This is a genomic window from Pantoea sp. MHSD4 (assembly GCF_021043305.1).
In the GTDB taxonomy this organism is placed as follows: domain Bacteria; phylum Pseudomonadota; class Gammaproteobacteria; order Enterobacterales; family Enterobacteriaceae; genus Pantoea; species Pantoea eucalypti.
In genome coordinates, this window is record NZ_JAJNDH010000001.1 from 1,027,754 (window position 1) to 1,052,070 (window position 24,317).

Here is a 24,317-nt window from a genome sequence, read left to right on the forward strand (position 1 = left end):
ATGATGAAACGCATAAGCGCGGCGCTGTTACTTGCCCTGACGATGGCGCACCCTGCCTGGGCACTGACGCTCGACGAGGCAAGGCAATCAGGCCGTGCAGGTGAAACGCTCTCCGGCTATCTGGCGGCACGTTCGCAGGACAGTGAAACGCTGGCGCTGGTGCAGCGGATTAATGCCGGGCGTCAGCAGGAGTATCAGCGGCTGGCCGGGCAGAACAATCTCTCCACGGCCGATGTGGCCAGCATTGCCGGACAGAAGCTGGTGAGCCGTGCTGCAGCGGGAGAGTACGTGCGTGGCATTAATGGTCAATGGCTGAGAAAAGAGGCAGACAGCAGCAACTAACCGGCGAAAAAAAACCGGGCACAGGCCCGGTCTTTGACAGCGTCATCCTGAGATGGCTGAGAATTATGCGGTCACGATCTGCGTGATAGCATCTTTCGCTTCAGCGGTCGCTTTGCTGGCCACTTCCGGACCGTAGGCGATGCCTTCAGCAAACACGAACTCAACGTCAGTGATGCCGATGAAGCCAAGGAACAGCTTGACGTAAGGGGTCAGCAGGTCAGTTGGGGTATCTTTGTGAATGCCACCACGGCTTGAGATAACCACTGCGGTTTTGCCTTTAACCAGACCTTCCGGGCCTGCTTCGGTGTAGCGGAACGTCACGCCAGCACGGGCAATCAGGTCGAAATAGTTTTTCAGCTGCGTAGGGATGTTGAAGTTGTACATTGGCGCAGCGATGACGATTTCATCATGAGCCTGCAGTTCTGCAATCAGTTCATCGGACAGATCCAGTGCTTCCTGCTGACGCGGTGAGAGTGGCGTATCAGAAGGACGCATTGCACCCACTAACTCACCATCCAGAACCGGAATCGGGTTAGCCGCCAGGTCACGTACAGTGACTTCTTTACCCTGTGCCTTTGCCTGTTCAACGTAGAAGTCAGCGAGCTGGCTTGACTGTGAGTAGCCTGCAAGGATGCTTGATTTCAGAACTAAAACTTTGCTCATGGTGGTTTCCTGTCTGTTACGCGGAAGACTTTCCGCTCAATGGTTTACACTCTACGGTTATCGATGGCGCGGTGAAAGCGCAATATTTCGAGACCCATGTTCGAATTTATTGAATAAGCGTAACCGGGAGCGGCCGCCTGAACAGTTCAGAATGTGCTATGATACGCGCAATTATTTTATTGAATCAGCTGGTTACCCCGGCTTCTGGGCGCTGCTTTATGTAGCGACACCGTCTGAGTAAGGTACGTCACAATTATGTCATCACCCGATACTTCCCCACTGGCAGCGCTCTGGTCACGGCTCGACGGTTTAATGCTGCGCGATCGCCAGCGGCTGCAGCGCCGCCTGCAGGGAGCCAGAAAAATCAAAAATCCTGAGGCGCAGCAGGGCATTGCCAGCGAGCTGGCGCTGGAGTTCGTCGCCGCCGAACAGCGCGTGGCCCAGCGCCGCGCGGCTACCCCAGCGATTACGTTCCCGGACAATCTGCCGGTGAGTCAGAAGCAGCAGGATATTGCTGAGGCGATTCGCGATCATCAGGTGGTGATTGTCGCTGGTGAAACCGGTTCAGGTAAAACCACCCAGTTGCCGAAAATTTGTCTGGCACTGGGACGCGGTGTTACCGGGCTGATTGGCCATACTCAGCCGCGCCGTCTGGCCGCGCGGACCGTGGCGAACCGCATTGCCGATGAGCTCAGCACCTCACTGGGCGGCTGTGTCGGCTACAAAGTGCGGTTCAACGACCAGGTCAGCGATCTGACGCAGATTAAACTGATGACTGACGGGATTCTGCTGGCGGAAATCCAGCAGGATCGCCTGCTGATGCAATATGACACCATCATCATTGATGAAGCCCATGAACGCAGCCTGAATATCGACTTCCTGCTCGGTTATCTGCGTGAGCTGTTGCCACGCCGCCCCGATCTGAAAGTCATCATCACTTCCGCTACCATCGATCCTCAGCGCTTCTCCCGTCATTTCAATAATGCGCCGGTGATTGAAGTTTCTGGCCGCACGTATCCCGTTGAAGTGCGCTATCGTCCGGTGGTCGAAGAGGCGGATGATGGTGATCGTGATCAGCTGCAGGCGATTTTTGATGCGGTGGATGAACTGGGACGGGAAAGCCGTGGCGATATCCTGATCTTTATGAGCGGCGAGCGCGAAATACGCGACACCGCCGACGCGCTCAACAAACGCGATCTGCCGCACACCGAAGTGTTGCCACTCTATGCCCGGCTGTCCAATGCTGAGCAGAATCGGGTGTTTCAGTCGCACAGCGGTCGTCGCATCGTGCTGGCGACCAACGTTGCGGAAACCTCGCTGACGGTGCCTGGAATTAAATATGTGATCGATCCCGGCACGGCGCGTATCAGCCGTTACAGCTTCCGCACCAAAGTGCAGCGTCTGCCGATTGAGCCCATATCCCAGGCGTCTGCCAATCAGCGTAAAGGGCGCTGCGGGCGTGTGTCAGACGGTATCTGTATTCGCCTCTACGCAGAAGATGACTTCCTGAGTCGTCCGGCCTTTACCGATCCTGAAATCCTGCGCACCAACCTGGCGTCGGTGATCCTGCAGATGACCTCGCTGGGTCTGGGCGATATTGCCGCCTTCCCGTTTGTGGAAGCACCCGATAAACGCAATATTCAGGATGGTGTCCGTCTGCTGGAAGAGCTGGGGGCGCTGACGCTGAATGAAGAGAACGGCCACTACAAGCTGACCGGATCCGGGCGTCAGCTGGCGCAGCTGCCCGTGGATCCTCGCCTGGCGCGGATGGTGCTGGAAGCGCAGAAATTTGGCTGCGTGCGCGAAGTGATGATTATCACCGCAGGCCTGTCGATTCAGGATCCCCGTGAGCGTCCGGCAGATAAAAAGCAGGCTTCGGATGAGAAGCATCGACGCTTTGCTGATAAAGACTCCGACTTTCTTGCCTACGTGAATCTCTGGAACTATCTGGCGGAGCAGCAGAAAGCGCTGTCCGGCAATGTTTTCCGTCGTCAGTGCAAAACCGACTTCCTTAACTATCTGCGCGTGCGGGAATGGCAGGATATCTATACCCAGCTGCGGCAGGTGGTGCGGGAACTGGGGATTCCGGTGAACAGCGAACCGGCTGAGCTGCAGCCCGTTCACTGCGCGCTGTTAAGCGGTCTGCTGTCGCATATCGGTCAGAAAGATGCCGATAAGCAGGAGTATACCGGGGCACGCAACACCCGCTTCGCCATCTTCCCTGGCTCCGGGCTGTTTAAGAAGCCGCCGAAGTGGGCCATGGTCGCGGAGCTGGTTGAGACCAGCCGCCTGTGGGGCCGCACGGCGGGGCGCATTGAGCCAGAGTGGATTGAGCCGCTGGCGCAGCATCTGATTAAGCGCAGCTACAGCGAACCGCACTGGGAGAAATCGCAGGGCGCGGTGATGGCCGCTGAAAAAGTCACGCTCTATGGTCTGCCGATTGTGGCCGCTCGCAAAGTGAACTATGGCAGCATCGATCCTACACTGAGCCGTGAGCTGTTTATCCGCCACGCGCTGGTGGAAGGCGACTGGCAGACGCGTCATGCTTTCTTCCGGGCTAACCAGAAGCTGCGTAGTGAAGTCGAGGATCTGGAACACAAATCCCGTCGCCGCGACATCCTGGTGGATGACGAAACGCTGTTTGCTTTTTATGACCAGCGCATTAGCAAAGAGGTGGTGTCGGCGAAGCATTTTGACAGCTGGTGGAAGCAGGCCAGCCGTGAAAACGCCGAGCTGCTGAACTTCGACAAGCAGATGCTGATCAAAGAAGGCGCGGATAAAGTCAGCCAGCTCGACTACCCCAATTTCTGGCATCAGGGCAACCTCAAACTCAGGCTGAGTTATCAGTTCGAGCCAGGTGCCGATGCGGATGGCGTCACGGTGCATATTCCGCTGCCGCTGCTGAATCAGGTTGAGGATAGCGGCTTTGAATGGCAGATCCCAGGCGTGCGTCGTGAGCTGATCATCGCGCTGATTAAGTCGCTGCCCAAACCGCTGCGCCGTAACCTGGTGCCAGCTCCCAACTACGCTGAAGCGTTTCTGGGACGCGTGAAGGCGATGGAGATGCCACTGCTTGATGCGCTGTCGCGTGAGTTTCGCCGCATGACCGGTGTCACGCTGGAACGTGAAAACTGGCAGTGGGAACAGGTGCCCGATCATCTGAAAATGACGTTCCGCGTGGTAGACGAGCACAACCGTAAACTGCTGGAAGGTAAAGATCTCACCGCGCTCAAGGCGCAGCTGAAAGATAAAGTGCAGGAAACGCTATCGAAAGTGGCGGATGACGGGCTGGAGCAGAGCGGACTGCACATCTGGAGCTTCGGCGATCTGCCGCGCAGCTATGAACAGAAGCGCGGCAGCTATCAGGTCAAAGCCTGGCCTGCGCTGGTCGATGAGAAAGAGAGCGTCGCCATTCGCCTGTTTGACAGCGAGCAGGAGCAGCAAAAAATGATGTGGCGCGGTCAGCGTCGCTTGCTGCTGCTGAATGTGCCGTCTCCGGTTAAATATCTGCACGAGAAATTGCCGAACAAAGCCAAGCTCGGACTCTACTTTAACCCTTATGGCAAAGTGCTGGAGCTCATCGACGACTGTATCGCCTGTGGTATTGATAAGCTGATAGGTGAAGCGGGCGGTCCGGCCTGGGACCAGGGCGCGTTTGAGCAGTTGCGTGACAAAGTGCGCGGTGAACTCAATGAGACCGTTGTGACGATCGCACAACAGGTTGAGCAGATCCTCACGGCCGTCTTCAACATCAATAAGCGTCTGAAAGGCCGGGTTGATATGACCATGGCGCTGGCATTATCGGATATCAAGGCGCAGGTAAATGGTCTGGTCTATCGCGGCTTTGTCACCGGCAATGGCTGGCAGCGACTGGCCGATACGCTGCGTTATCTGAATGGTATTGAACGGCGGCTCGAAAAGCTGCCTGCTGACCCGCACAGCGATCGGGCGCGCATGTTAAAAGTGCAGGCAGTGGAACAGGCGTATCAGGCGTGGCGTAATAAGTTGCCGCCGCAGCGTCAGGATGATGAAGAGGTTCAGAACATCCGCTGGATGATTGAAGAGCTACGTATCAGTTACTTTGCTCAGCAGTTAGGCACACCTTATCCCATTTCAGATAAGCGCATCCTGCAGACGATGGAACAGATAGCGGCTTAAAAAGCCAGGGTGCGCGTCTTAACAGGCGCGCACCCAATGGTAAAGCGTCAGTGCGGTTACTGCGCGAGGGATTCCAGCTTGTCTTTAAACGAGGTGACCGAAATTGCGCGGTTGTCAGCCAGATAGCGATCTTTCGCTGCGGGCGCAGAGCTTTGTACCGCGATTAACTGCCAGCCATTATCGCTTTTAAGCAGCAGCGGTGAACCACTGTCACCCGGCAGCGTGTCACACTGATGCGACAGCACCGCACGTTGCGCCCAGCCGGTAATCAGGCAATCGCTGTGGGAGTAGAGCGTATCCAGATGATCGGCCGGATAGCCTGCCTGCGTCACTTTACGTCCGGTCAGCTTCAGCGCCGCCGTGAGATCGCTGCGTGAGCCATCAAACAAGGGAATGGGCGTAATCGCTGAAGGCGGATTGCGTAATATCACGATGCCGTAATCATAGGGTGCTGCACTGCTCGGCACGATCCAGCCTTCGCCATCCGCTTTTAATTTTGACGCCAGCGACGGTTCCACCCGCGCATCAATATCATGAAGCTCGTAGCGCCACCCTTTATCGCTGGCCATAAATCGCAGCGCAACCGGCTTATCGAAATTCCCGGGCGGGGAAAGCAGACAGTGTCCGGCGGTCAGGGCCAGATGGGGAGAGATGAGCGTGGCAGTACAGAGGTTACCACTTTCGGTTTCCAGCTGGCCAATGGCATCCCAGGGGGCAGCAGTAATATCGGTGATTGCCTGGCGATGATCCTTGCCGAAGAACAGCATCTTAATCTCAGCAGGAGTAGGCGAGTCATCGTCATCATCGGCATGAACCGTGGTGGCAAAGCTGAAGAGTCCAACCATTAACAAGGTAGCCAGGCGCATAGAAATCTCAATGGCGAGAAAAAATTAACGTTATTGTTATTACGTAAGTACGGTAACTATAGTCGGTGAGCGTTGAAAAAGGGAGTTTTATTGGTTAATCAGTACGCTACAGCGTCTAAATAAAAAAGCTGGCTGCAACAATGCCACACAGGATCATAACAAGCAGAATAATTTCGAAGCGATAGCGACGCACTATTTCATCCACTCTCGTCATTTCATCCACTCCAGTAAAGAAACACCCGGCAGAACCGGGTGTTTTTATTCATCATCTCGTGGCCGTGCGCTGAAGGCGACCTTAGTTTTTAGCTGCTGGTTTCACAACTTTTTTGTGGTGCATTTTCTTAGCAGCCTGCGCTTTCTGGGCAGCTGGTTTAGTTACTTTTTTGTGGTGCATTTTTTTAGCAGCCTGAGCTTTCTGGGCAGCTGGTTTAGTTACTTTTTTGTGATGAACTTTTTTAGCAGCCTGCGCTTTCTGAGCGGCTGGTTTAGTTACTTTTTTGTGGTGAACTTTTTTAGCGGCCTGAGCTTTCTGTGCAGCAGGTTTTACCGCTTTTTTGTGGTGAACTTTTTTAGCAGCCTGCGCTTTCTGCGCTGCATCTTTTTTCACCGCTTTTTTGTGGTGTTTCTTAGCAGCCTGGGCTTTCTGAGCAGCTTTATGGTGTTTCTTGTGCGCAGTCTTGTGAACAGTTTTAGCCGGTGCTGCAGCGGCAGGAGTAGTAGTTGTTGCGGCTGGCGCAGCAGCTGGAGCAGCTGTGGTGTCAGCAGCGAAAGCAACAGAAGACATACCCATAGCAGCGGCGACAACCAGTGCAAATAATTTTTTCATCGCAAATCCCTCGGAGACTATTTTTTCATGTGTAGCCCACTGCGGGGCCGGTGAAGAGACTATAGGGAAATCAATGAACGGTGTCCGTGGGTGTTTGGTATCGGCGTGTAACCGATTGTACAAAGGCGGGAAAGGGCGGTCAGATGACCGCCCGAAAGCTTAGCTATTAAGGTAACGTTGTTCAAGGTGCTGGCGGAAGAAAGCCGGGTTCAGCGCTTCGCCAGTGGCGTTGATCAGCAACTGGTCGGTCTGGAAACGGCTGCCGTGCTGCCAGATATTCTGTTGCAGCCAGTCGAACACCGGCTGCAGCTCACCATGCTGAATCAGCTCACTGAGCTGAGGAATAGCCTTCTGTAACGACTGGAACAGCTGCGCGGCGTACATTGCGCCCAGCGTATAGGTGGGGAAGTAGCCGAAGGCGCCGTCGGTCCAGTGAATATCCTGCATACAGCCATCGCGGTAGTTACCCCGCGTATCCAGCCCCAGCGACTGCATCATCTTCTCATCCCACAGCGCCGGGATATCTTCAACCTCAATGTCCCCTTCGATCAACGCCTGCTCAATTTCGTAGCGTAAAATGACATGCGCCGGATAGCTGAGCTCGTCAGCGTCAACCCGGATCAGGCCAGGCAAAACCCGCTGGGTCAGGCGCACGAAATTATCCGCCAGCAGGGCGGGTTGATCGCCAAAGGTGGCGATCACCTGCGGCAGAATGCGCTGCAGGAATTCACGGCTGCGACCAAGCTGCATCTCCATAAACAGGCTTTGTGATTCGTGGATAGCCGTTGATCGCGCCAGTGCTACCGGCTGACCGCGCCACTGCTTCGGCAGATTTTGTTCATAGCGAGCATGGCCGGTTTCGTGAATCACGCCCATCATGGCACTGAGAAACTCATTCTCATTGTAACGGGTGGTAATGCGCACATCTTCCGGCACACCGCCACAGAAGGGATGTGCACTGATGTCCAGACGACCGTGGTTAAAGTCGAAACCCAGCGTCTCCATAATGCTCAGACCGAGCTGCCGCTGCGCAGGCACGGCGAATGGCCCCTGCGGCGTTATGACCTTCTGCTGTGCCTGTTTTTCCACGACCTGCTGTAAGAGGTCAGGTAGCCAGGTTTTCAGTTCGCCAAAGGTTTGATCCAGTCGGGCCCGGGTCATACCTGGTTCATAGAGATCCAGCAGCGCATCGTAACGGGAACAGCCACTGGCGTCGGCGCGGCGCTGGGCCTCTTCACGGCTCAGGCGGACCACCTCTTTGAGGTTGGCGGCAAAACCCTGCCAGTCATTGGCGGGACGCTGAGTGCGCCATGCATGTTCGCAGACCGAACCGGCGATCGATTTGGCTTCAACAAAATCATCAGGCAGCAGCGTTGCCTGCTGATATGCGCGCTGCATCTCGTTGAGATTGGCCCGCTCGACATCGTTCAGCGACTGCTGCTCAGCAGCCTTAAGCCACTCACCGACCTGAGGGGCAGTCAGAATCTGGTGTTGCAGCACGCTCATTTCAGCCAGTGCTTCACCGCGAGCCTGACTGCCGCCCGGCGGCATGGTGGTCTGCATGTCGCATCCGGCAATCGCCGTGACGTGACTGAAACGGGACAGGCGCTGGAAAGTTTTGGTCAGTTGTTGATACGCTGAGGTCACGTAAGACTCCTTGTGGTTTTAACGCTGCGCAATTTCGCGCAAGGTTAGATCAACCGGCCAGCAAAAGCGAACGCTGGCGCCGCCCAGCGGGCTGGACTCAATCGTCACCTTGCCGCTGAGCGCCTGAGCAATAGAGTAGACAATTGCCAGGCCTAATCCGCAGCCGCCTGTGGCGCGGTCGCGGCTCGGGTCAAGTCGGACAAAGGGTTCGAAAACCCGTTCACGCTCTTCCGGCGGAATGCCGGGACCATCATCTTCCACCTGCAGACACCCAATCGCGCCATCAAACCATAAACTGACACGCAGCCGCTGCTGAGCATAACGCAGCGCATTGTTCACCAGGTTATCCAGCACTCGTTCCATCAGGCGGGTATCAGAAACGCCGATGTTTTCACGCTGTGGCAGGTCAAGGTCGAGCCGTATGTCCGGGTTGATGGTGCGAAAATCGTCAAGCCGCTCGCTCAGCCAGCTGGCGAGATCCAGTGTTTTAAGATTGAGATCGACGCGCGGCCGATCAAGTCGTGCATAGGTCAGCAGTTCCTCTATCAGGCTTTCAAGCTGGCCGATATCGCGGTTCAGCGCTACCCGTTCGCCATCCGTAAGATTGTCGCTCATCTCTAACCGGTAACGCAGGCGCACCAGCGGCGTTCGAAGCTCATGGGCGATGCCATCAATCAGCTGCTTTTTGCTGGCTACCAGCGTATTGATATTCTCGGCCATCTGGTTGAAGGCGATACCAAGCCGAAAGAGGCTGGAGGTACTGTCAAAATGGGTACGTACATCCAGCTCACCCCGGCCAAAACGCTGCGCTGCTTTTTCCAGTCGCTGCATCTCCTGCCAGTGGGGACGAAGCCAGATGAACACCGGCAGTGCCAGAGACATGCCAATAAACACCAGCAGGGCAATATCCAGCAGCCGCATCTGATGCAGGTAGAAAAGATAGGGAATTGGTCCGACTGACAGCACATAGTGGCTGCGCGGAATATGCTGTAAAAAGGTGTACTGGTCATCGAGCGCAACAATCTCTCCGGCACGCAACCGACGCATGTTGCCTTCATCAAGCTGATATTTGTTCATCGGCTCGATGTGCAGGTCGAATGAGAGACCAAGATCGAGACTCTTGATGGTCTTATTCCAGTCGCGCGGCGGGATCTCGCGCAGTTCGCTGCGGATCAGGTAGAGCGAGCTGGCCATCAGGTCATTCATCGACTGGCGGCCTGCCCGCTCAGCGGTGAACTTATAAACCAGCCCCACCAGTAAGGCCATCACCAGGAAGCAGACAAACAGCAGCAGATAGAACTGAATAAAAAGCTTTCTCATAGTCCGCGGGTATCCCAGGCCTGAGGTGCAAACAGATAGCCTTTGTTGCGGATAGTTTTGATGCGGAAGGGCTCGGTGGCGCTGTCGTGCAGCTTTTTACGCAGCCGCGAGATCGCCACGTCGATGCTGCGGTCTAAACCATCATAGCTGACGCCACGCAATGTTTTCAGCAGCGCATCCCGGTTCAGTGTCTGGCCCGCATGACTGGCGAGCACCCAGAGCAGATCGAAATCTGCGGTAGAAAGGGCGATCTGCTCCTCAAACAGCGTGACCTGGCGGTTCAGGGCATCAATGGTCAGCGAGCCAAAACGCAGCATACGGTTGGCAGCAGGTGCGCTCGGTGTATCTTCCGGCTGTCCCTGATGGGACTGACGCAGGTGCAGGCGCAGGCGAGCCAGCAGCACAGCAGGCGGGGTGGTTTTCAGAATGTAATCCTGCGCACCCATCTCCAGGGCCAGAATATGATTCATGTCGCTGTCCAGTGACGTCAGTAACACAATCGGTCCCTGCCAGTTGGCCCGCAGGTCGCGGCAGATGGTCATGCCATCCTTGCCGGGTAACATGATATCCAGCATCACCAGATCCGGCTGCTGTTCCGCTATCACCGCTTCAGCACGATCACCGCGCGTCTCGACAATCACCTCAATATCATGACGACCCAGGTAAGCTGCAATCAGCGAACCCACTTCAGGTTCATCTTCAACATAAACAATTTTGTTCATAGTTCACAAAGCAGAAACAGACGTGAGAGAAATCATATCTTGTCCTGGTCCTGAGCTCTACGTTATCGCACGAAATATCCGTGGCTTGCTGGTATATAACCGTCAATATGTGCAATCATTAGCGCGGCATTTTTGCGCCAGGTTTGGGATATCGATGATTATCATGAGGAGCGTTAGTGTGTCTGATAAAGAGCTGGCATCAGCCATATACCCCGACCGCATCTGCTTCAATTACAGTGACTTTCTTTCCGCTTCCTGCAAAAAGCGCTGGAGCTTCGTTGATGCTATTTATGGTGTGATGCCGATCTTTGGCATGGTGACACGTAAATCAGCACACCGTTTACAGGGCAGTGACGACCCGTTAAAAGAATTAGCATTACAAATCATTTCTACTCAGGTCAGCGACGAAATTAACATCGCACGCCTGATTACGCTCGCAGAACAGCAGCAGATAAGCCGTTTTGATATTCTGCTCCCTTATCCGCTCTCTGCGGAGCAGCTGGACGCGATCCATCATGAATATTCAAAACCGCTGAATCTTACCCAGCAGGATGACCTGCTGTGTGTGTCGATCCCGGTGCAGTCACACTAAGCACCTCTCTCTCCAGGCTAGTAAATCAGTCAGTCTGACACCGGGCAGCGCTCATTATCCTCATGTACGCCTGCGTGTCCTGCGCTACCCGTGTCCAGACTCTCTGCAACAATGACGCCCGATGGATCCGGCGCTATGTGGTTAGCTGCCACACAGCGGGCAGCGTCGCAGCAATCAGTAATCCCATTGCAATCCGCTCCAGCGAGGTCAGCGCAACATCAGCGCGGCCGCCGCGTCGGGCAAACAGAAACAACAGCAGGCCTGGGGAGTAGAGCACGACTGACGCCATCAGGTGCATTGGCCCCGACGCGTAAAGCAGCCAGATGCCATACAGACTGGCGCCGACACCCACCGCCATCGCCATGGGTTTATTCTGTCCGCGCACCACTTTGATCAGGTATAACCCCACCAGCAAATAGGGCACCAGAATCATCTCTGAGGCGATGGTCAGCAGGTTATTGTAGTTAGCACCGGTCAGGGCAATCAGGATCAGGCAGAGCTGAATGCTGCCGTTGGTCAGCCACAGCGAGGCGGCCGGCGCGTTGTGTCGGTTCTGCCGGGCGATAATGCGAGGAAACGCCCCCTGCTGCGCAGCAATCAGCGGCACTTCAGCAGCCATGATCGTCCAGCTCAGGTAGGCACCACAGACAGAGACGATCAGGCCAATCGCAATCACCGCATCGCCCCAGTTGCCCATCAGTCTTGTCATCAATCCCGCCATGGACGGATTGCGCATTTCAGCCAGTTCAGCGCGCGGAACCACGCCCAGCGACAGCAGGGTTACCAGCAAATAGACCAGTAAGGCAGCCAGAACGGCAAAAAGTGTTGCACGGCCCACATCCTTTTTCTGACGTGCACGCGCAGAAACCACCACCGCACCCTCAACCCCGATAAAGACCCAAAGAGTGATCAGCATGGTTTGCTTGATCTGCTCCCAGAGCGGTTGCCCCAGCGTGACGCCGGAAAAATCGAAGCGAAAGCGATCATAATTGAACGCCATCACCGCCAGCACAATGAACAGCAGTAAGGGCACCAGCTTGCCCAGCGTGGCCATCAGATTGATGCTGGCTGCTGTCTGCACACCGCGCAGCACCAGCCAGTGAACCAGCCACAGCAGCACGGATGCGCCCAGCATCGCCTGCCAGGTGTTGCCATCACCAAAAATAATCCGGTCCGGCGTATCGGTGAAGAAGCTCAGGGCCGAGAAGACAATTACCAGATAGGAGACATTGGCGATAACAGCACACAGCCAGTAGCCCCATGCAGAGCAGAACCCCATTAGTTCGCCGAATCCGGCGCGGGCGTAAGTAAAGATGCCGCCGTCAAGTTCGGGTTTAAGGCGGGTTAACAGCAACATCGCCAGCGAAAGAAAGATAATGCCGACACCGGTGATCAGCCAACCCAGCAGCAGAGCAGCCGGACCGGCCACTGCAGCCATGTTTTGCGGCAGACTGAACACACCTGCACCCAGCATTGAGCTGAGCACCAGTGCTGTCAGCGCACCGAGACCTAATTTTTTCTCCAAAACAACCTTCCCGCTAGCATATATGGCTGGGTAAATCGGATTATATCGCTGGGTTATGTCAGACCAATGGCACAATCCAGGGACAATATCCGGTAAAACAGGCGGGGGATTTTACGGAGTGTGGCAGGGGATGGCAATGCATAACTATGCAAAACAAAGCAGGTTTGCAAACAGCAGGGCGGCGGGTGCCGCCCTGTGAGGGATTACTTAAACAGGTCAGCCGTCACGGTCAGGTTACCGCCACTCTGGTTCTGCCACTGACGAGTCACGTGATAGAACTTGGCACCTTTATCTGAAGCACGCTTCGCCACTTCTTCTGAAACCTCAGTAGGTGAACCGAAGTGGCCCGTGAAAGTCACGGTATCAAACGGCTGCATCTGCGCGGCGGTAATCGCGTTAACTTCCTGCACCGATTTACCGTTAGGCAGATTCACCGTGTAGCGCTTACCGGTAGAGCTTTGTGTTTCGAAGAAACGGCCCACTTTGTTGCTTGGCGTTTCAGATGAGGCCACGCCAGGAATCTCTACGTTAGCGGCTACCGCGCCACCGGTTGCCAGCGCAGCTTTACCTGCTTCTGAATCGGCTGGGATGGCGTTTGGTGTCTGCACTGTACGTTCTTTAGCATCCGCTTTGTAGACATAGGCGGTGACGTACTGGTTGCCACCGCTGTTAGCATCAATCTGGCGCACGATAAAGAATGATGCGGCACCTTTCTCTTTCGCGGCTTTTGAAATCGCGTCGTTAACATCCGGCTGGCTGGCAAAGAAGCCGCTGACCGAAACGGTATCAAACGGTTCAAGTCTGTAGGCTTCTGCTTTTGGCAGTTCATTAACGCCGTTAAAGCGACGATACGTTGTTGACGCTGAAGCTGCCGGCGCATCGGCTTTATAGAGGTCAGCCGTGACGCGCCAGTTACCGCTGTTGCCGTTACTGTCGTTGATTGCCTGGATGTAATAAGAGGCAGCGCCCATCTGATCTGCACGCTTAGAGACGGCATCGGCAGCGTCGCCGATCGCGTTGAAACGGCCGGTGATATTAATACGTTCGAATGGCTTCAACGCTGCCGCTTTTTCTGGCGTTAACTCCTGCGCAGCGAATGCGTTGGCTGCCAGCAGGGACAACAAAGTGGACGCCAGAATAGTGTTCTTCAGCTTCATAAAAATAATCCTTCGCCTTACGCAAAAATGAGTACGAAAACGTGCTGGACTCTTGATGTATAACAGATTAGCCGCTGATTATTACATGTTATAAACAGACTGTCGCAGCGATTTTTTGTGTCAGATCGCGTTATTCAACCATCATTTTTTCATTTAATTGTCATCAAACGCAGTTATGGCCCGTTTTAGCCACGGTTATCACTAAAAGCGATAACTAATATCGGTTAAACAGTTAATGCATTGTTAATTATAGGTTTTTATTGATGCTTAATTCGCCCGCAGATCATTATCACTGGCAGAATATTTGCCTGTCAGGCTGTTTTACAGTGGGTTAACCCCGATTTTTAACCAGAACGCTGAATAATTGAGTGAATGTCATCACTCTGTACAGACGCTATAGATCGCTGGTCACATTTTCAGTAGGTTATAAACACTTTGAAATACATGCATTTCGTCTATAAGTAACCGAAACGGCGTTTCAGTTGCGTAATCGTGGTGCAGATACGGGCCATCATCCTTAACCGATGAAAGGAAACACTATGTTAATTGGAATACCCAAGGAAAGGTTGCCAAACGAGTCGCGCGTGGCCGCCACGCCAAAGACCGTGGAACAACTCATCAGGCTGGGTTTTAGTGTCACCGTGGAGCGTGACGCAGGTAAACGCGCCAGCTTCGATAATGAAAGCTATATCGCCGCTGGCGCCACGCTCAGCGACAGAGATCAGGTCTGGCAGTCCGACATCGTGCTGAAAGTAAATGCACCCGATGACGAAGAGATTGCACTGACCCGCGCGGGTAGCACGCTGGTTAGCTTTATCTGGCCCGCGCAACATCCCGATCTGCTGTCAAAACTGGCCGCGCGTCAGGTCACTGTCATGGCAATGGACTCGGTGCCGCGCATTTCACGGGCGCAGTCGCTGGATGCGCTGAGCTCCATGGCAAACATTGCCGGTTATCGTGCGATTGTGGAAGCTGCGCATGAATTTGGTCGCTTCTTTACCGGGCAGATCACGGCGGCGGGCAAAGTGCCACCGGCAAAAGTGATGGTGATTGGGGCAGGTGTGGCCGGGCTGGCAGCAATTGGTGCAGCGGGCAGTCTGGGCGCGATTGTCCGGGCGTTTGATACCCGTCCCGAAGTCAAAGAGCAGGTGCAGAGTATGGGCGCCGAATTCCTTGAACTCGACTTCGAAGAGGAAGCTGGCAGCGGTGATGGCTATGCCAAAGTGATGTCCGAGGCGTTCATTAAAGCGGAAATGGCACTGTTTGCCAGTCAGGCCAGAGAAGTCGATATCATTGTCACCACGGCGCTGATCCCTGGCAAACCGGCACCGAAACTGATCACCGAAGAGATGGTTGCCAGCATGAAGCCCGGCAGTGTGATTGTGGATTTGGCCGCGCAGACTGGCGGCAACTGTGCGCTGACCGTCGCGGATCAGGTTACTGTGACACCTGACGGCGTCAAAATCATTGGCTATACCGACCTGCCGAGCCGTCTGGCAACGCAATCCTCCCAGCTTTATGGCACCAACCTGGTCAACCTGATGACGCTGCTGTGCAAAGAGAAGAATGGCGAAATCCAGGTCGACTTCGACGATGTAGTCGTACGGGGCGTGACTGTGGTGCGCGAGGGGGAAGTCACCTGGCCGGCACCGCCGATTCAGGTGTCCGCTGCACCTCAGGCTGCACCGGCAACCGCGAAACCGGCAGTGAAGATTGAGGTGAAACCTGTTTCACCGTGGCGAAAATATCTGCTTATTGCTCTGGCCATCGTGCTGTTTGGCAGCCTGGCCAACGTGGCGCCTGCCGATTTCCTCTCCCATTTTACCGTGTTCGCGCTCGCCTGTGTGGTGGGTTATTACGTGGTCTGGAACGTCAGTCATGCGCTGCATACGCCGCTGATGTCCGTGACCAATGCCATATCCGGCATCATCGTGATCGGGGCAGTCTTGCAGATGGGGCACGGTGGCTGGGTCACCTTTATCTCCTTTATTGCCGTGCTGATTGCCAGCATCAATATCTTTGGTGGCTTTACCGTCACCCAGCGCATGCTGAAAATGTTTCGTAAGGGGTAAGACATGTCTGGCGGATTAGTCACTGCAGCCTATATTGTTGCTGCAATTCTCTTCATCTGTAGCCTTGCCGGTCTCTCGCGTCACGAGACGTCTAAGCGGGGTAATATTTTTGGCATCAGCGGCATGGCGATTGCGCTGGTCGCCACCATTTTTGGTCCGGACAGCGGTAACGTGGTCTGGATCCTGCTGGCGATGGTGATTGGCGGCGCTATTGGTATCCGCATGGCAAAGAAAGTCGAAATGACCGAAATGCCGGAACTGGTCGCGATTCTGCACAGCTTTGTTGGCCTGGCCGCGGTACTGGTCGGCATAAACAGCTATATCGACCATGCACCTGGCCTGCCAGCAGTGATGGAAAATATCCATCTCAGTGAAGTGTTTATCGGTATTTTTATCGGTGCCGTCACCTTCACCGGCTCGCTGGTGGCGTTTGGCAAGCTGTGCGGCAAAATCTCCTCAAAACCGCTGGCGTTACCGCATCGTCACAAGCTCAATCTGCTGGCGCTGCTGGTCTCGTTCCTGTTGCTGCTGTGGTTTGTTAACACCAGCAGCAGCGCTGCGCAGGTCTTTGCGTTGCTGCTGATGACGGTGATTGCACTGGCGTTTGGCTGGCATCTGGTCGCGTCGATTGGCGGTGCCGATATGCCGGTCGTGGTATCGATGCTGAACTCCTATTCAGGCTGGGCCGCCGCCGCCGCCGGTTTCATGCTCAGCAACGATCTGCTGATTGTGACCGGTGCACTGGTGGGTTCGTCCGGTGCGATTCTCTCCTATATCATGTGTAAAGCGATGAACCGTTCGTTCATCAGCGTGATCGCGGGTGGATTCGGTACTGAAGTCAGTAGTGGTGACGAAACGCAGGAAGCGGGAGAGCATCGTGAAATTACCGCTGAAGAGACCGCAGAGATGCTTAAAGCCTCCCGCTCGGTGATTATTACCCCGGGCTACGGCATGGCCGTGGCGCAGGCGCAGTATCCGGTAGCGGAAATCACGGCACGTCTGCGCGCGCTTGGCATCAAAGTGCGCTTCGGCATTCATCCGGTCGCGGGGCGTTTGCCGGGACACATGAACGTGCTGCTGGCTGAGGCCAAAGTGCCTTATGACGTGGTGCTGGAGATGGACGAAATCAACGATGACTTCAGCGACACCGACACGGTGCTGGTGATTGGTGCTAACGATACCGTCAACCCGGCAGCGCAGGATGATCCCCGCAGCCCGATTGCGGGAATGCCGGTGCTGGAAGTGTGGAAGGCGCACAACGTGGTGGTGTTCAAACGTTCAATGAACACAGGCTATGCCGGGGTTCAGAATCCGCTGTTCTTTAAGGAGAACAGTCAGATGCTGTTTGGCGATGCCAAAGCCAGCGTGGAAGCAATTCTCAAAGCGCTGTAATAAAAAAAGGGCGGCAAATCAGCCGCCCATTTTCTTTACGAGGAGGCGTTAATCCTCCTCGTCCTCTTCATCATCCAGATCAATCGGCGACTTGAAATCGTCAGGCTTAAGCGCCAGCAAATCGCAACGCAGATGATCGATCACCTGTTCGGCCGTATTGCCCAGGAACGCCGCTGATAGTCCGGTCCTTCCGATGGTGCCCAGCACGACCACACCGGCACCGAGATGCGCGGCCAGATCGGGGATAACCTCTTCCGGCAAGCCTTTAGCCACGTGGGTGAACTCTTCACCAATTGAGAATTTCTGGCGCAGCGCTTTCATGGCCACCAGATGCTGACCCCGGATAGCATCGTTGTAGACGCTGGGATCAAAATCGGGCAGTTCGATAGCAATATTGATTGGGGTAATCGGGTAGGCACCGACAAGGTGGACTTCGGTCTGATTCACCTTTTCCGCCAGCTTCATCGTTTCACGAATCAGCTTCTGATTCAGGCCATCGTGATGCGGCTCTTCGCTGGCAAGATTGACGGCGACAATGGCTTTACCGCCTTCCGGCCACGGCTGATCTTTGACCATCCAGACCGGGCACGGGCATTTACGCAGCAGATGCCAGTCGGTCGGGGTGAAAATGACGGACTCCAGGCGGTCATGCTGATGCGCCATTTTCAGCACCAGATCATGCTGATGAGCAAGCACTTCCTGAATGATGGCCTCAAAGGGGCGGTTATGCCAGATCACTTTGATATCAATGTCGACACCGGCATCAAGATAAGCGCGGGCCTGCTCGCGGATCCATTCGGTACGCTGGCTGATGACACCCTGGCGCATAGACGCGCGCTCATCCGGCGAAAGCAGGGTGGTCATTTCATATGAAAAATCATAGATAGGCAGGAAGGCTTTAATTCTTCCGCCGATACGTTGATTCAGATAGACCGCACGTCGCAGCGCGGGCTGATCGTCTTGCTGGGCATCAATGGCGACCAGAATATTTTGGTACTGGGACATGAGGCGTTCTCCTTAAACCAGAGCGACTGGAGTAAAGATAGCCTATGTTGTACAGCGGAAGAAGTGAAAAAGTTATTGCCGGATCAATAAAATAAGATTTATTGATCCGGCTATTAATCAGGCGGCCTGGTGACTCTGGCCCGCTAACTCTTCCAGCAAGGCGTGGTTTTCAATCGTGATGTATTTGCCTTTTACCGCCAGCATACCAGACTTCTGAAAACGGCCCAGCAGGCGACTGATGGTTTCAACCGTCAGGCCCAGGTAATTACCAATGTCACCGCGCGTCATGGTGAGGCGAAATTCACGCTGTGAAAAGCCGCGCTGGCCGAAACGGCGTGAGAGGTTCCAGATAAACGCCGCCAGTCGCTCCTCAGCATTTTTCTTCGACAACAGCAGAATCATATCCTGGTCGCCTTTAATCTCACCGCTCATTAAACGCATCATCTGCTGACGCAGTGCCGGCATTTTACCTGACAGGTCATCCAGCGTTTCAAAAGGAATTTCACACACCATGGCCGTTTCCAGCGCCTGCGCAAAGCTGGGATGGCTGGCATTTAAAATGGCATCAAAGCCAACTAAATCACCCGCCAGATGGAAACCGGTAATTTGCTCATCACCCTGTTCGGTAATGGTATAGCTTTTAATACTGCCGGAACGAATGGCATACAGAGACCTGAGTTCGTCTCCCGCTTTAAAAAGCGTTTGCCCTTTCTGAATCGGTTTTTTACGCTCAATGATATTGTCGAGCTGATCCAGCTCATGTTCATTTAACGTGAAGGGGATGCAGAGCTGACTGATGCTGCAATCCTGGCAGTGAATGGCACAACCGCCCGACTGAATACGACGTATGCTGCGTTTTTCAGGGATCATAATGGTTTGCTCGACGATAAGTGACTGGGGTCAATTTTAACATTTTTTGTGCTGAAGGGAACTCATCCGAGCAGTTTTACACCCACAAACATTATGGAGGATATATACGGCGTCAAAGGCCGATGTTACGGGCATTTAAGTATGCGGGAAGAGACTACTGTCACGATAACTTTCCGCTTATGTGATCTGTTGCACGATTCTCTACGGCCCGTTAGGGTGGGAAAAGGCGGGTGGTCCGGTAATTCCAGGTTTTGCTACGCTAACTGTTAAAGCCTGTCTGACACATTCGATCAATTTAACCCGGTGTGAGAAAACCATGAACCTTGATGATAACGATCTTTTTCGGGATGCCATGGGCGATGTCACGCCATTGAAAGACACCACTACGACCCTGTGGCTGAAAGCCCCTTCAACCAAAGCACCACGCAAACCGCCGGGCGAATCTGAGCTGGAGAATTTCCTGACCCGGGGTGACCTGGAGATTATCCCACTTAATACGCAGCTGGAATATAAAGCCGACGGCATCCAGCAGGGTATTCTGGATAAACTGCGTCGGGGTGAATACAAGCTGGATGCCAGTCTCAACCTGTTACGGCAACCGGTGGAAACCTGCCGTCAGGCGCTGTTCAATTTTATGATGCAGGCACACAAACAGGGATTACGAAATTTGCTGATCATTCACGGCAAAGGACGTGATAACGAGTCACATGCCAATATCGTACGAAGCTATCTCGCTCGCTGGTTACAGCAGTTTGACGACGTACAGACTTTTTGCGTGGCACAGACCCGCCATGGCGGAGGCGGTGCGCTCTACGTGGGTTTACGTAAAACCGATAAAGCGCGCCTTGAAAACCGCGAGCGGCATGCGAAACGAAGCCGCTAGCTGTGAAATTTACGAATGGTGGACATCAGCACTTCGGCACTGAGGCTGAGCTCTGCGCCGGTGCGCGTAATGATGCCCACTGGCTCGCCCGGGCCGGATGAGTTGATCGGCAGCGCACAGACCGCGTTGTGGCTGAGATCCTCTTTAATCGCGCCGGAAGGAACGAACCAGATATAGTCGTAGCGGAGAGCCAGCTGGCGTGCCAGTGAGGTCGATGAGGTCTCAATACAGTGAGGTGGCAACGTACACCCCTGTTCATCCAGCATCTGTTGTGCAATCCGGCGCGGTGCAGTGCCTTCGGGCGAAATCACCACCGGCCACTGCATTGCCCGTGACAGCGTGACGTTGTCACTTAGAAGCGGGTGTTCCGGCCTTACCACCAGCTTAAGCGACTCCAGAAAAAGCAGCTCATAGGTCAGACCGGTCATCATGTCGCTGTCCGCCATCCGTCCAATGCCGATATCAAACTCACCGCCGCGTAATCCTGCCAGCAGCACATTGTTGTGCAGCGTTGCCACCTGGATAGTGGTATTGGGTTGTAACTGATGAAAACGATCAAGAATGCGTGGCAGCATCCCCATTGCGGCGGTGGTCAGCGCACCCAGCCGGATAATCACCGGCGCATCGCCTGGCTGCTCATTAAAACTTTGACCGGCATGATTGAGCGCGTCGAGCACACGCACGGCATGTGTCAGAAATTGTTCCCCCATGGTGGTCAGTTGCGCGCCCAGACGGCCACGTTCAAACAGACGAACGCCGGTCAGTTCCTCCAGCTCATTCAGGGTTTTAGACAGGGCAGGCTGACTCAGGCTAAGCGTCTCAGCCGCCCGGCCCAGCGTACCTTGCTGCGCAACCGCAACAAAGGTGTGTAAGTGGCGCAAGCGAATGCGCTGATTGAAAAGGATATTTTTTTCCATATCCTAAACTTAATGAGAATGAAGGGCGTGAGGCAACTGTTAATAATGAATTCTGTTAACTTTGCTGCAAATTTTTTTTAACAAAAGCACGGGAATAACCGTTTTTCTGTTTAACGCCATGATTTTAAAGCATTAATCTCAAAACGGTTGTGACACGTTCATTCTCTGGTTAAAGAGAAATCAACGACTTAATTGCATGAATATGAATGATTCTCACTATCAAACAAAAATCTGACCGCTTAAGGTTAACGATCAGCTATCATAAACGCCGTTTTTTTTACTTAAACTGATGCCAGATTTCTTTACTCAGGGAGTGTTCATTGACCAGCATCGAGGCGGTAGATGTCCGCCAGCTTATCAACCAGCATCAGCTGAGCCCCTGGCAAAAGCGGCTCATTGCTCTCTGCTTTATCGTGGTAGCACTCGATGGCATGGACATTGCGATTATGGGTTTTATTGCGCCGACGCTTAAAGCCGCGTGGGGTGTGACAAATCATCAGCTCGGCGTTGTCATCAGCGCCGCCTTAATCGGTCTGGCGCTGGGTGCGATGGTGGCGGGGCCGCTGGCTGACCGCTATGGCCGTCGCATGATGATTATCTTAAGCGTTTTCTTTTTTGGTCTCTGGACGCTGGCAACCGCGCTGTCACAAAATATTGAACAGATGATGCTGTTCCGCTTCCTGACCGGGCTGGGCCTGGGTGCCGCAATGCCCAACGTCGGTACGCTGGTGGCGGAGTATGCGCCTGAACGGCGGCGGGCGTTTCTTATCACCGTTGTGTTCTGCGGCTTCACCTTTGGCGCGGCCAGCGGGGGATTTGCCGCTTCATGGCTGCTCCCGCGCTATAACTGGCACTCTGTGCTGCTACTGGGCGGCATGCTGCCGCTGCTGGTGCTGCCATTACTGATTCGTGGCCTGCCGGAATCCGTGCGATTTCTCATCAGTCGTGGTGCACCGGCTGCCCGCATTCACGCCATCCTTGATCGGATGATGCCGGGCAAAACCCGACCAGACTGTGCGTTTCACGCGCCGGAAGTCAGGGTGCCGGCGGGTGGCGCGATCGGCACCGTCCTGTCACGCCGCTATCTGTTTGGCAGCACGATGCTGTGGGGTGGCTATTTTATGGGACTGTTCATGGTCTACCTGATTGGCAGCTGGCTGCCATCACTGGTCAACACGCTGGGCATGTCTGTCACCGAAGCGGCGATTATCACCGCGATGTATCAGGCTGGCGGGACGCTGGGATCGTTGTTTGCAGGCTGGATGATGGATCGCTTTAATGCCAATCTGGCGCTGGCAGCGATTTACGGCTGTGGCGGGCTGTTTATCGTGGCCCTTGGCTTTTCGCCAGCCGAAGTGGGCATGATGAGCGCAATCGCTTTTTGCAGTGGCTTCTGTTTCAACGGCGCTAACACCGGCATGAATGCCTTATCCGCCAGCTACTATCCCACGCACGCACGCGCCACTGGCTCCAGCTGGATGCATGGTGTGGGCCGCATTGGTGCGATTTTAAGCGCTTTCGTCGGTGCAGAGATGATGTCACTCGGCTGGTCTTTCAGCGTTATCTTTCTGCTGCTGGCAATACCGGCTGTGATCACTACCCTGATGCTGCTGTTAAAAAACCGCTATGGCTTTAAGCCGATCACAGATTCGTGATTTTTTCCACTGGCGCCAGCGCGTTGCATTACATTAGCAGCAACGATCATGGTGTCAGGTGGATAAGATGGACAACTTTATCAGTGCGGACCTCATCCGCACCCGTTTCTCTCAGGCAATGTCAGCCATGTATCAGCAGGAAGTGCCGCAATATGGCACGCTGATGCAGTTGGTCGCTACCGTTAATGAACGCGTACTGGAAGCGGATAGTGCGCTGAAAGATCGCCTCACGGCTGCTGATGAAATCGGCCGACTTAATGTTGAACGTCATGGCGCGATCCGTGTCGGCACCGCAGACGAACTCGCCACACTGCGACAGGTGTTTGCAGTGATGGGAATGCATCCGGTTGGCTATTACGATCTCTCTCAGGCAGGGGTGCCGGTGCACTCCACCGCGTTCCGGCCAGTAACCGATGCGGCACTGCGGCGCAACCCCTTCCGGGTCTTTACCTCGCTGTTACGCCCTGAACTGATCGACGATGCGGCGCTGCGCGAAAAAGCGGCGGAGATTCTCTCTGCGCGCAACATTTTCACTCCCCGTTGCCGGGCGTTGCTGCAACTGCATCAGCAGCAGGGCGGATTAACGGAGGAGCAGGCCGGTGAATTTGTGACTGAAGCGCTGGAAACCTTCCGCTGGCATGCTCACAGCAGTGTAGACAGCCAGACCTATCAGGCGCTGAACCAGCAGCACCGGCTGATTGCGGATGTAGTCTGCTTTCCCGGTTGTCACATCAACCATCTTACGCCGCGCACGCTGGATATCGACCGTGTCCAGCAACTGATGCCGTCGCGCGGTATCGATCCGAAAACCCTGATCGAGGGGCCGCCTCGTCGTCAGGTCCCCATCCTGTTACGTCAAACCAGCTTTAAAGCGCTGGAAGAGCCGATCATCTTTAAAGAAGGTCATCAGGGAACGCATACGGCGCGCTTCGGAGAAATTGAGCAGCGCGGGGCAGCGCTGACGCCCGCAGGACGCGCACTCTACGATCGATTACTGAGCGAGGCGGGCAGCGGTCAGGATAATCAGCAACACCAGCAACATCTGTCGACGATTTTCCGCGATTTCCCTGACGACGAAACCACGCTGCGCCAGCAGGGACTGGCGTGGTTTCATTATCGCCTGAGCGAAAAGGGTATTGCTACGCCGCCTGCCCAGGGGGAATCGCTGGAGACCCTTATCAAAGAAGGGCGTGTACTGGCTGACCCCATCACCTATGAGGATTTTCTTCCCGTGAGCGCAGCAGGCATTTTTCAGTCTAACCTTGGCGATCGGGCGCAGGTTCGTTCGGCGGGACAGGCGAGCCGGCAAGCGTTTGAAGCCGCATTGGGTACCCCTGTGCTGGATGAAATGGCGTTATATGAAGAGCGCCAGCAGCGCTCACTGGCGCAGTGCGGCCTGCGCGAGGCCTGACAGTGTCTACGGGCAACGTCTTCGTTGCCCGCGTTGCTCTCTTCACCACAGCCCTGTTAAGCGGATGGTCCTGATGGAAGGTAATCGATCAGGACTGTTCAGTTCACCTGGAAAAAAAGACGCTTCACCATCCAGCGAAAATTTAGCGGCGTGAGTATCCTGATGTGTTAGAAAACTGACTAATTATTTGCAGTAAAAACGCGTGGGACGCGTGAGAAATGTGGATATCGTCGGCGCTGACAACGCATTCACGTGCTGGCGAAACGTAAACAACGTTAATCCCTGGTCATCACT

General features: G+C 54.6%; 19 protein-coding genes. 8 read left to right on the forward strand and 11 right to left on the reverse strand.

Annotation, left to right across the window (positions count from 1 at the left end):
- Positions 1–3: 3 nt before the first annotated feature.
- Positions 4–342, forward strand: a complete 339-nt coding sequence (locus LQK91_RS04740; RefSeq protein ID WP_039660490.1) for a YdbL family protein — start codon at positions 4–6, stop codon at positions 340–342.
- Positions 343–405: 63 nt separating this feature from the next.
- On the opposite strand, the gene azoR is transcribed toward LQK91_RS04740, so the two are convergent.
- Positions 406–1,005: an FMN-dependent NADH-azoreductase gene (gene azoR / locus LQK91_RS04745; RefSeq protein ID WP_003853752.1), complete on the reverse strand. Its 600-nt coding sequence runs from the start codon at positions 1,003–1,005 to the stop codon at positions 406–408.
- 255 nt (positions 1,006–1,260) lie between these two features.
- Here azoR and hrpA point away from each other — a divergent pair, with 255 nt between their 5' ends.
- A complete protein-coding gene (gene hrpA / locus LQK91_RS04750) occupies positions 1,261–5,163 on the forward strand; it encodes an ATP-dependent RNA helicase HrpA (protein WP_105099145.1) in 3,903 nt (1,300 codons plus the stop codon).
- 56 nt (positions 5,164–5,219) lie between these two features.
- On the opposite strand, the gene LQK91_RS04755 is transcribed toward hrpA, so the two are convergent.
- The 5 genes from LQK91_RS04755 to rstA form a co-directional block, all read right to left on the reverse strand.
- Positions 5,220–6,029 (reverse strand): trypsin-like serine peptidase, encoded by an 810-nt coding sequence (locus LQK91_RS04755; protein ID WP_003853749.1) that lies wholly within the window; start codon positions 6,027–6,029, stop codon positions 5,220–5,222.
- Between the two features lie 295 nt (positions 6,030–6,324).
- Positions 6,325–6,855 (reverse strand): acid resistance repetitive basic protein Asr, encoded by a 531-nt coding sequence (asr, locus tag LQK91_RS04760; protein WP_003853747.1) that lies wholly within the window; start codon positions 6,853–6,855, stop codon positions 6,325–6,327.
- Positions 6,856–7,014: 159 nt separating this feature from the next.
- Positions 7,015–8,502, reverse strand: a complete 1,488-nt coding sequence (locus LQK91_RS04765) for a carboxypeptidase M32 (protein WP_078804437.1) — start codon at positions 8,500–8,502, stop codon at positions 7,015–7,017.
- 18 nt (positions 8,503–8,520) lie between these two features.
- On the reverse strand, positions 8,521–9,822 hold the full coding sequence (rstB, locus tag LQK91_RS04770) for a two-component system sensor histidine kinase RstB (protein ID WP_003853743.1): 1,302 nt from the start codon (positions 9,820–9,822) through the stop codon (positions 8,521–8,523).
- On the reverse strand, positions 9,819–10,544 hold the full coding sequence (gene rstA, locus LQK91_RS04775; protein ID WP_003853741.1) for a two-component system response regulator RstA: 726 nt from the start codon (positions 10,542–10,544) through the stop codon (positions 9,819–9,821). Before rstA ends, rstB begins: the two co-directional genes overlap by 4 nt.
- Positions 10,545–10,722: 178 nt before the next feature.
- Here rstA and LQK91_RS04780 point away from each other — a divergent pair, with 178 nt between their 5' ends.
- Positions 10,723–11,136, forward strand: a complete 414-nt coding sequence (locus LQK91_RS04780; RefSeq protein ID WP_105099146.1) for a hypothetical protein — start codon at positions 10,723–10,725, stop codon at positions 11,134–11,136.
- A 133-nt stretch (positions 11,137–11,269) separates the two neighbouring features.
- Here the strand turns inward: LQK91_RS04780 and LQK91_RS04785 are convergent, their stop codons facing one another.
- Positions 11,270–12,661, reverse strand: coding sequence for a basic amino acid/polyamine antiporter (locus LQK91_RS04785; protein ID WP_003853738.1), 1,392 nt, complete (start codon positions 12,659–12,661; stop codon positions 11,270–11,272).
- Positions 12,662–12,864: 203 nt separating this feature from the next.
- Positions 12,865–13,818, reverse strand: a complete 954-nt coding sequence (ydgH, locus tag LQK91_RS04790) for a DUF1471 family protein YdgH (RefSeq protein WP_105099147.1) — start codon at positions 13,816–13,818, stop codon at positions 12,865–12,867.
- Positions 13,819–14,357: 539 nt separating this feature from the next.
- Here ydgH and pntA point away from each other — a divergent pair.
- Positions 14,358–15,890: a Re/Si-specific NAD(P)(+) transhydrogenase subunit alpha gene (gene pntA, locus LQK91_RS04795; RefSeq protein WP_033762993.1), complete on the forward strand. Its 1,533-nt coding sequence runs from the start codon at positions 14,358–14,360 to the stop codon at positions 15,888–15,890.
- A gap of 3 nt (positions 15,891–15,893) precedes the next feature.
- Positions 15,894–17,282, forward strand: a complete 1,389-nt coding sequence (gene pntB / locus LQK91_RS04800; protein ID WP_105099148.1) for a Re/Si-specific NAD(P)(+) transhydrogenase subunit beta — start codon at positions 15,894–15,896, stop codon at positions 17,280–17,282.
- A 48-nt stretch (positions 17,283–17,330) separates the two neighbouring features.
- Here pntB and uspE read toward each other — a convergent pair whose 3' ends face one another.
- Positions 17,331–18,287, reverse strand: a complete 957-nt coding sequence (gene uspE / locus LQK91_RS04805; protein WP_003853729.1) for a universal stress protein UspE — start codon at positions 18,285–18,287, stop codon at positions 17,331–17,333.
- 117 nt (positions 18,288–18,404) lie between these two features.
- Complete coding sequence (locus LQK91_RS04810; RefSeq protein WP_003853727.1) at positions 18,405–19,157, reverse strand: FNR family transcription factor; 753 nt, start codon at positions 19,155–19,157, stop codon at positions 18,405–18,407.
- Between the two features lie 316 nt (positions 19,158–19,473).
- Here LQK91_RS04810 and smrA point away from each other — a divergent pair, with 316 nt between their 5' ends.
- Entirely contained in the window at positions 19,474–20,040 is a 567-nt protein-coding gene (smrA, locus tag LQK91_RS04815; protein WP_003853725.1) for a DNA endonuclease SmrA, read from the forward strand.
- Here smrA and LQK91_RS04820 read toward each other — a convergent pair.
- Positions 20,037–20,957 carry a LysR substrate-binding domain-containing protein gene (locus tag LQK91_RS04820; RefSeq protein ID WP_003853723.1) on the reverse strand — a complete coding sequence of 307 codons (921 nt, stop codon included), beginning with the start codon at positions 20,955–20,957 and terminating at the stop codon, positions 20,037–20,039. The two genes, smrA and LQK91_RS04820, sit on opposite strands and share 4 nt — an antisense overlap.
- 320 nt (positions 20,958–21,277) lie before the next feature.
- On the opposite strand from LQK91_RS04820, the gene LQK91_RS04825 reads away from it, so the two are divergent.
- Together LQK91_RS04825 and hglS are read left to right on the forward strand one after the other, a co-directional pair.
- Positions 21,278–22,612 carry an MFS transporter gene (locus LQK91_RS04825; RefSeq protein ID WP_105099149.1) on the forward strand — a complete coding sequence of 445 codons (1,335 nt, stop codon included), beginning with the start codon at positions 21,278–21,280 and terminating at the stop codon, positions 22,610–22,612.
- 67 nt (positions 22,613–22,679) lie between these two features.
- Entirely contained in the window at positions 22,680–24,023 is a 1,344-nt protein-coding gene (hglS, locus tag LQK91_RS04830) for a 2-oxoadipate dioxygenase/decarboxylase HglS (protein WP_039660191.1), read from the forward strand.
- The last annotated feature ends 294 nt before the right edge of the window (positions 24,024–24,317 follow it).

What these genes read in the sequence shown, in the direction of transcription:
- smrA (WP_003853725.1), top strand. Translation starts at nt 19,474, where the DNA reads ATGAACCTTGATGATAACGATCTTTTTCGGGATGCCATGGGCGATGTC.
- rstA (WP_003853741.1), bottom strand. Translation starts at nt 10,544, where the DNA reads ATGAACAAAATTGTTTATGTTGAAGATGAACCTGAAGTGGGTTCGCTG.
- LQK91_RS04755 (WP_003853749.1), bottom strand. Translation starts at nt 6,029, where the DNA reads ATGCGCCTGGCTACCTTGTTAATGGTTGGACTCTTCAGCTTTGCCACC.
- rstB (WP_003853743.1), bottom strand. Translation starts at nt 9,822, where the DNA reads ATGAGAAAGCTTTTTATTCAGTTCTATCTGCTGCTGTTTGTCTGCTTC.
- hrpA (WP_105099145.1), top strand. Translation starts at nt 1,261, where the DNA reads ATGTCATCACCCGATACTTCCCCACTGGCAGCGCTCTGGTCACGGCTC.
- asr (WP_003853747.1), bottom strand. Translation starts at nt 6,855, where the DNA reads ATGAAAAAATTATTTGCACTGGTTGTCGCCGCTGCTATGGGTATGTCT.
- pntA (WP_033762993.1), top strand. Translation starts at nt 14,358, where the DNA reads ATGTTAATTGGAATACCCAAGGAAAGGTTGCCAAACGAGTCGCGCGTG.
- pntB (WP_105099148.1), top strand. Translation starts at nt 15,894, where the DNA reads ATGTCTGGCGGATTAGTCACTGCAGCCTATATTGTTGCTGCAATTCTC.
- uspE (WP_003853729.1), bottom strand. Translation starts at nt 18,287, where the DNA reads ATGTCCCAGTACCAAAATATTCTGGTCGCCATTGATGCCCAGCAAGAC.
- LQK91_RS04740 (WP_039660490.1), top strand. Translation starts at nt 4, where the DNA reads ATGAAACGCATAAGCGCGGCGCTGTTACTTGCCCTGACGATGGCGCAC.
- hglS (WP_039660191.1), top strand. Translation starts at nt 22,680, where the DNA reads ATGGACAACTTTATCAGTGCGGACCTCATCCGCACCCGTTTCTCTCAG.
- ydgH (WP_105099147.1), bottom strand. Translation starts at nt 13,818, where the DNA reads ATGAAGCTGAAGAACACTATTCTGGCGTCCACTTTGTTGTCCCTGCTG.
- LQK91_RS04810 (WP_003853727.1), bottom strand. Translation starts at nt 19,157, where the DNA reads ATGATCCCTGAAAAACGCAGCATACGTCGTATTCAGTCGGGCGGTTGT.
- LQK91_RS04820 (WP_003853723.1), bottom strand. Translation starts at nt 20,957, where the DNA reads ATGGAAAAAAATATCCTTTTCAATCAGCGCATTCGCTTGCGCCACTTA.
- azoR (WP_003853752.1), bottom strand. Translation starts at nt 1,005, where the DNA reads ATGAGCAAAGTTTTAGTTCTGAAATCAAGCATCCTTGCAGGCTACTCA.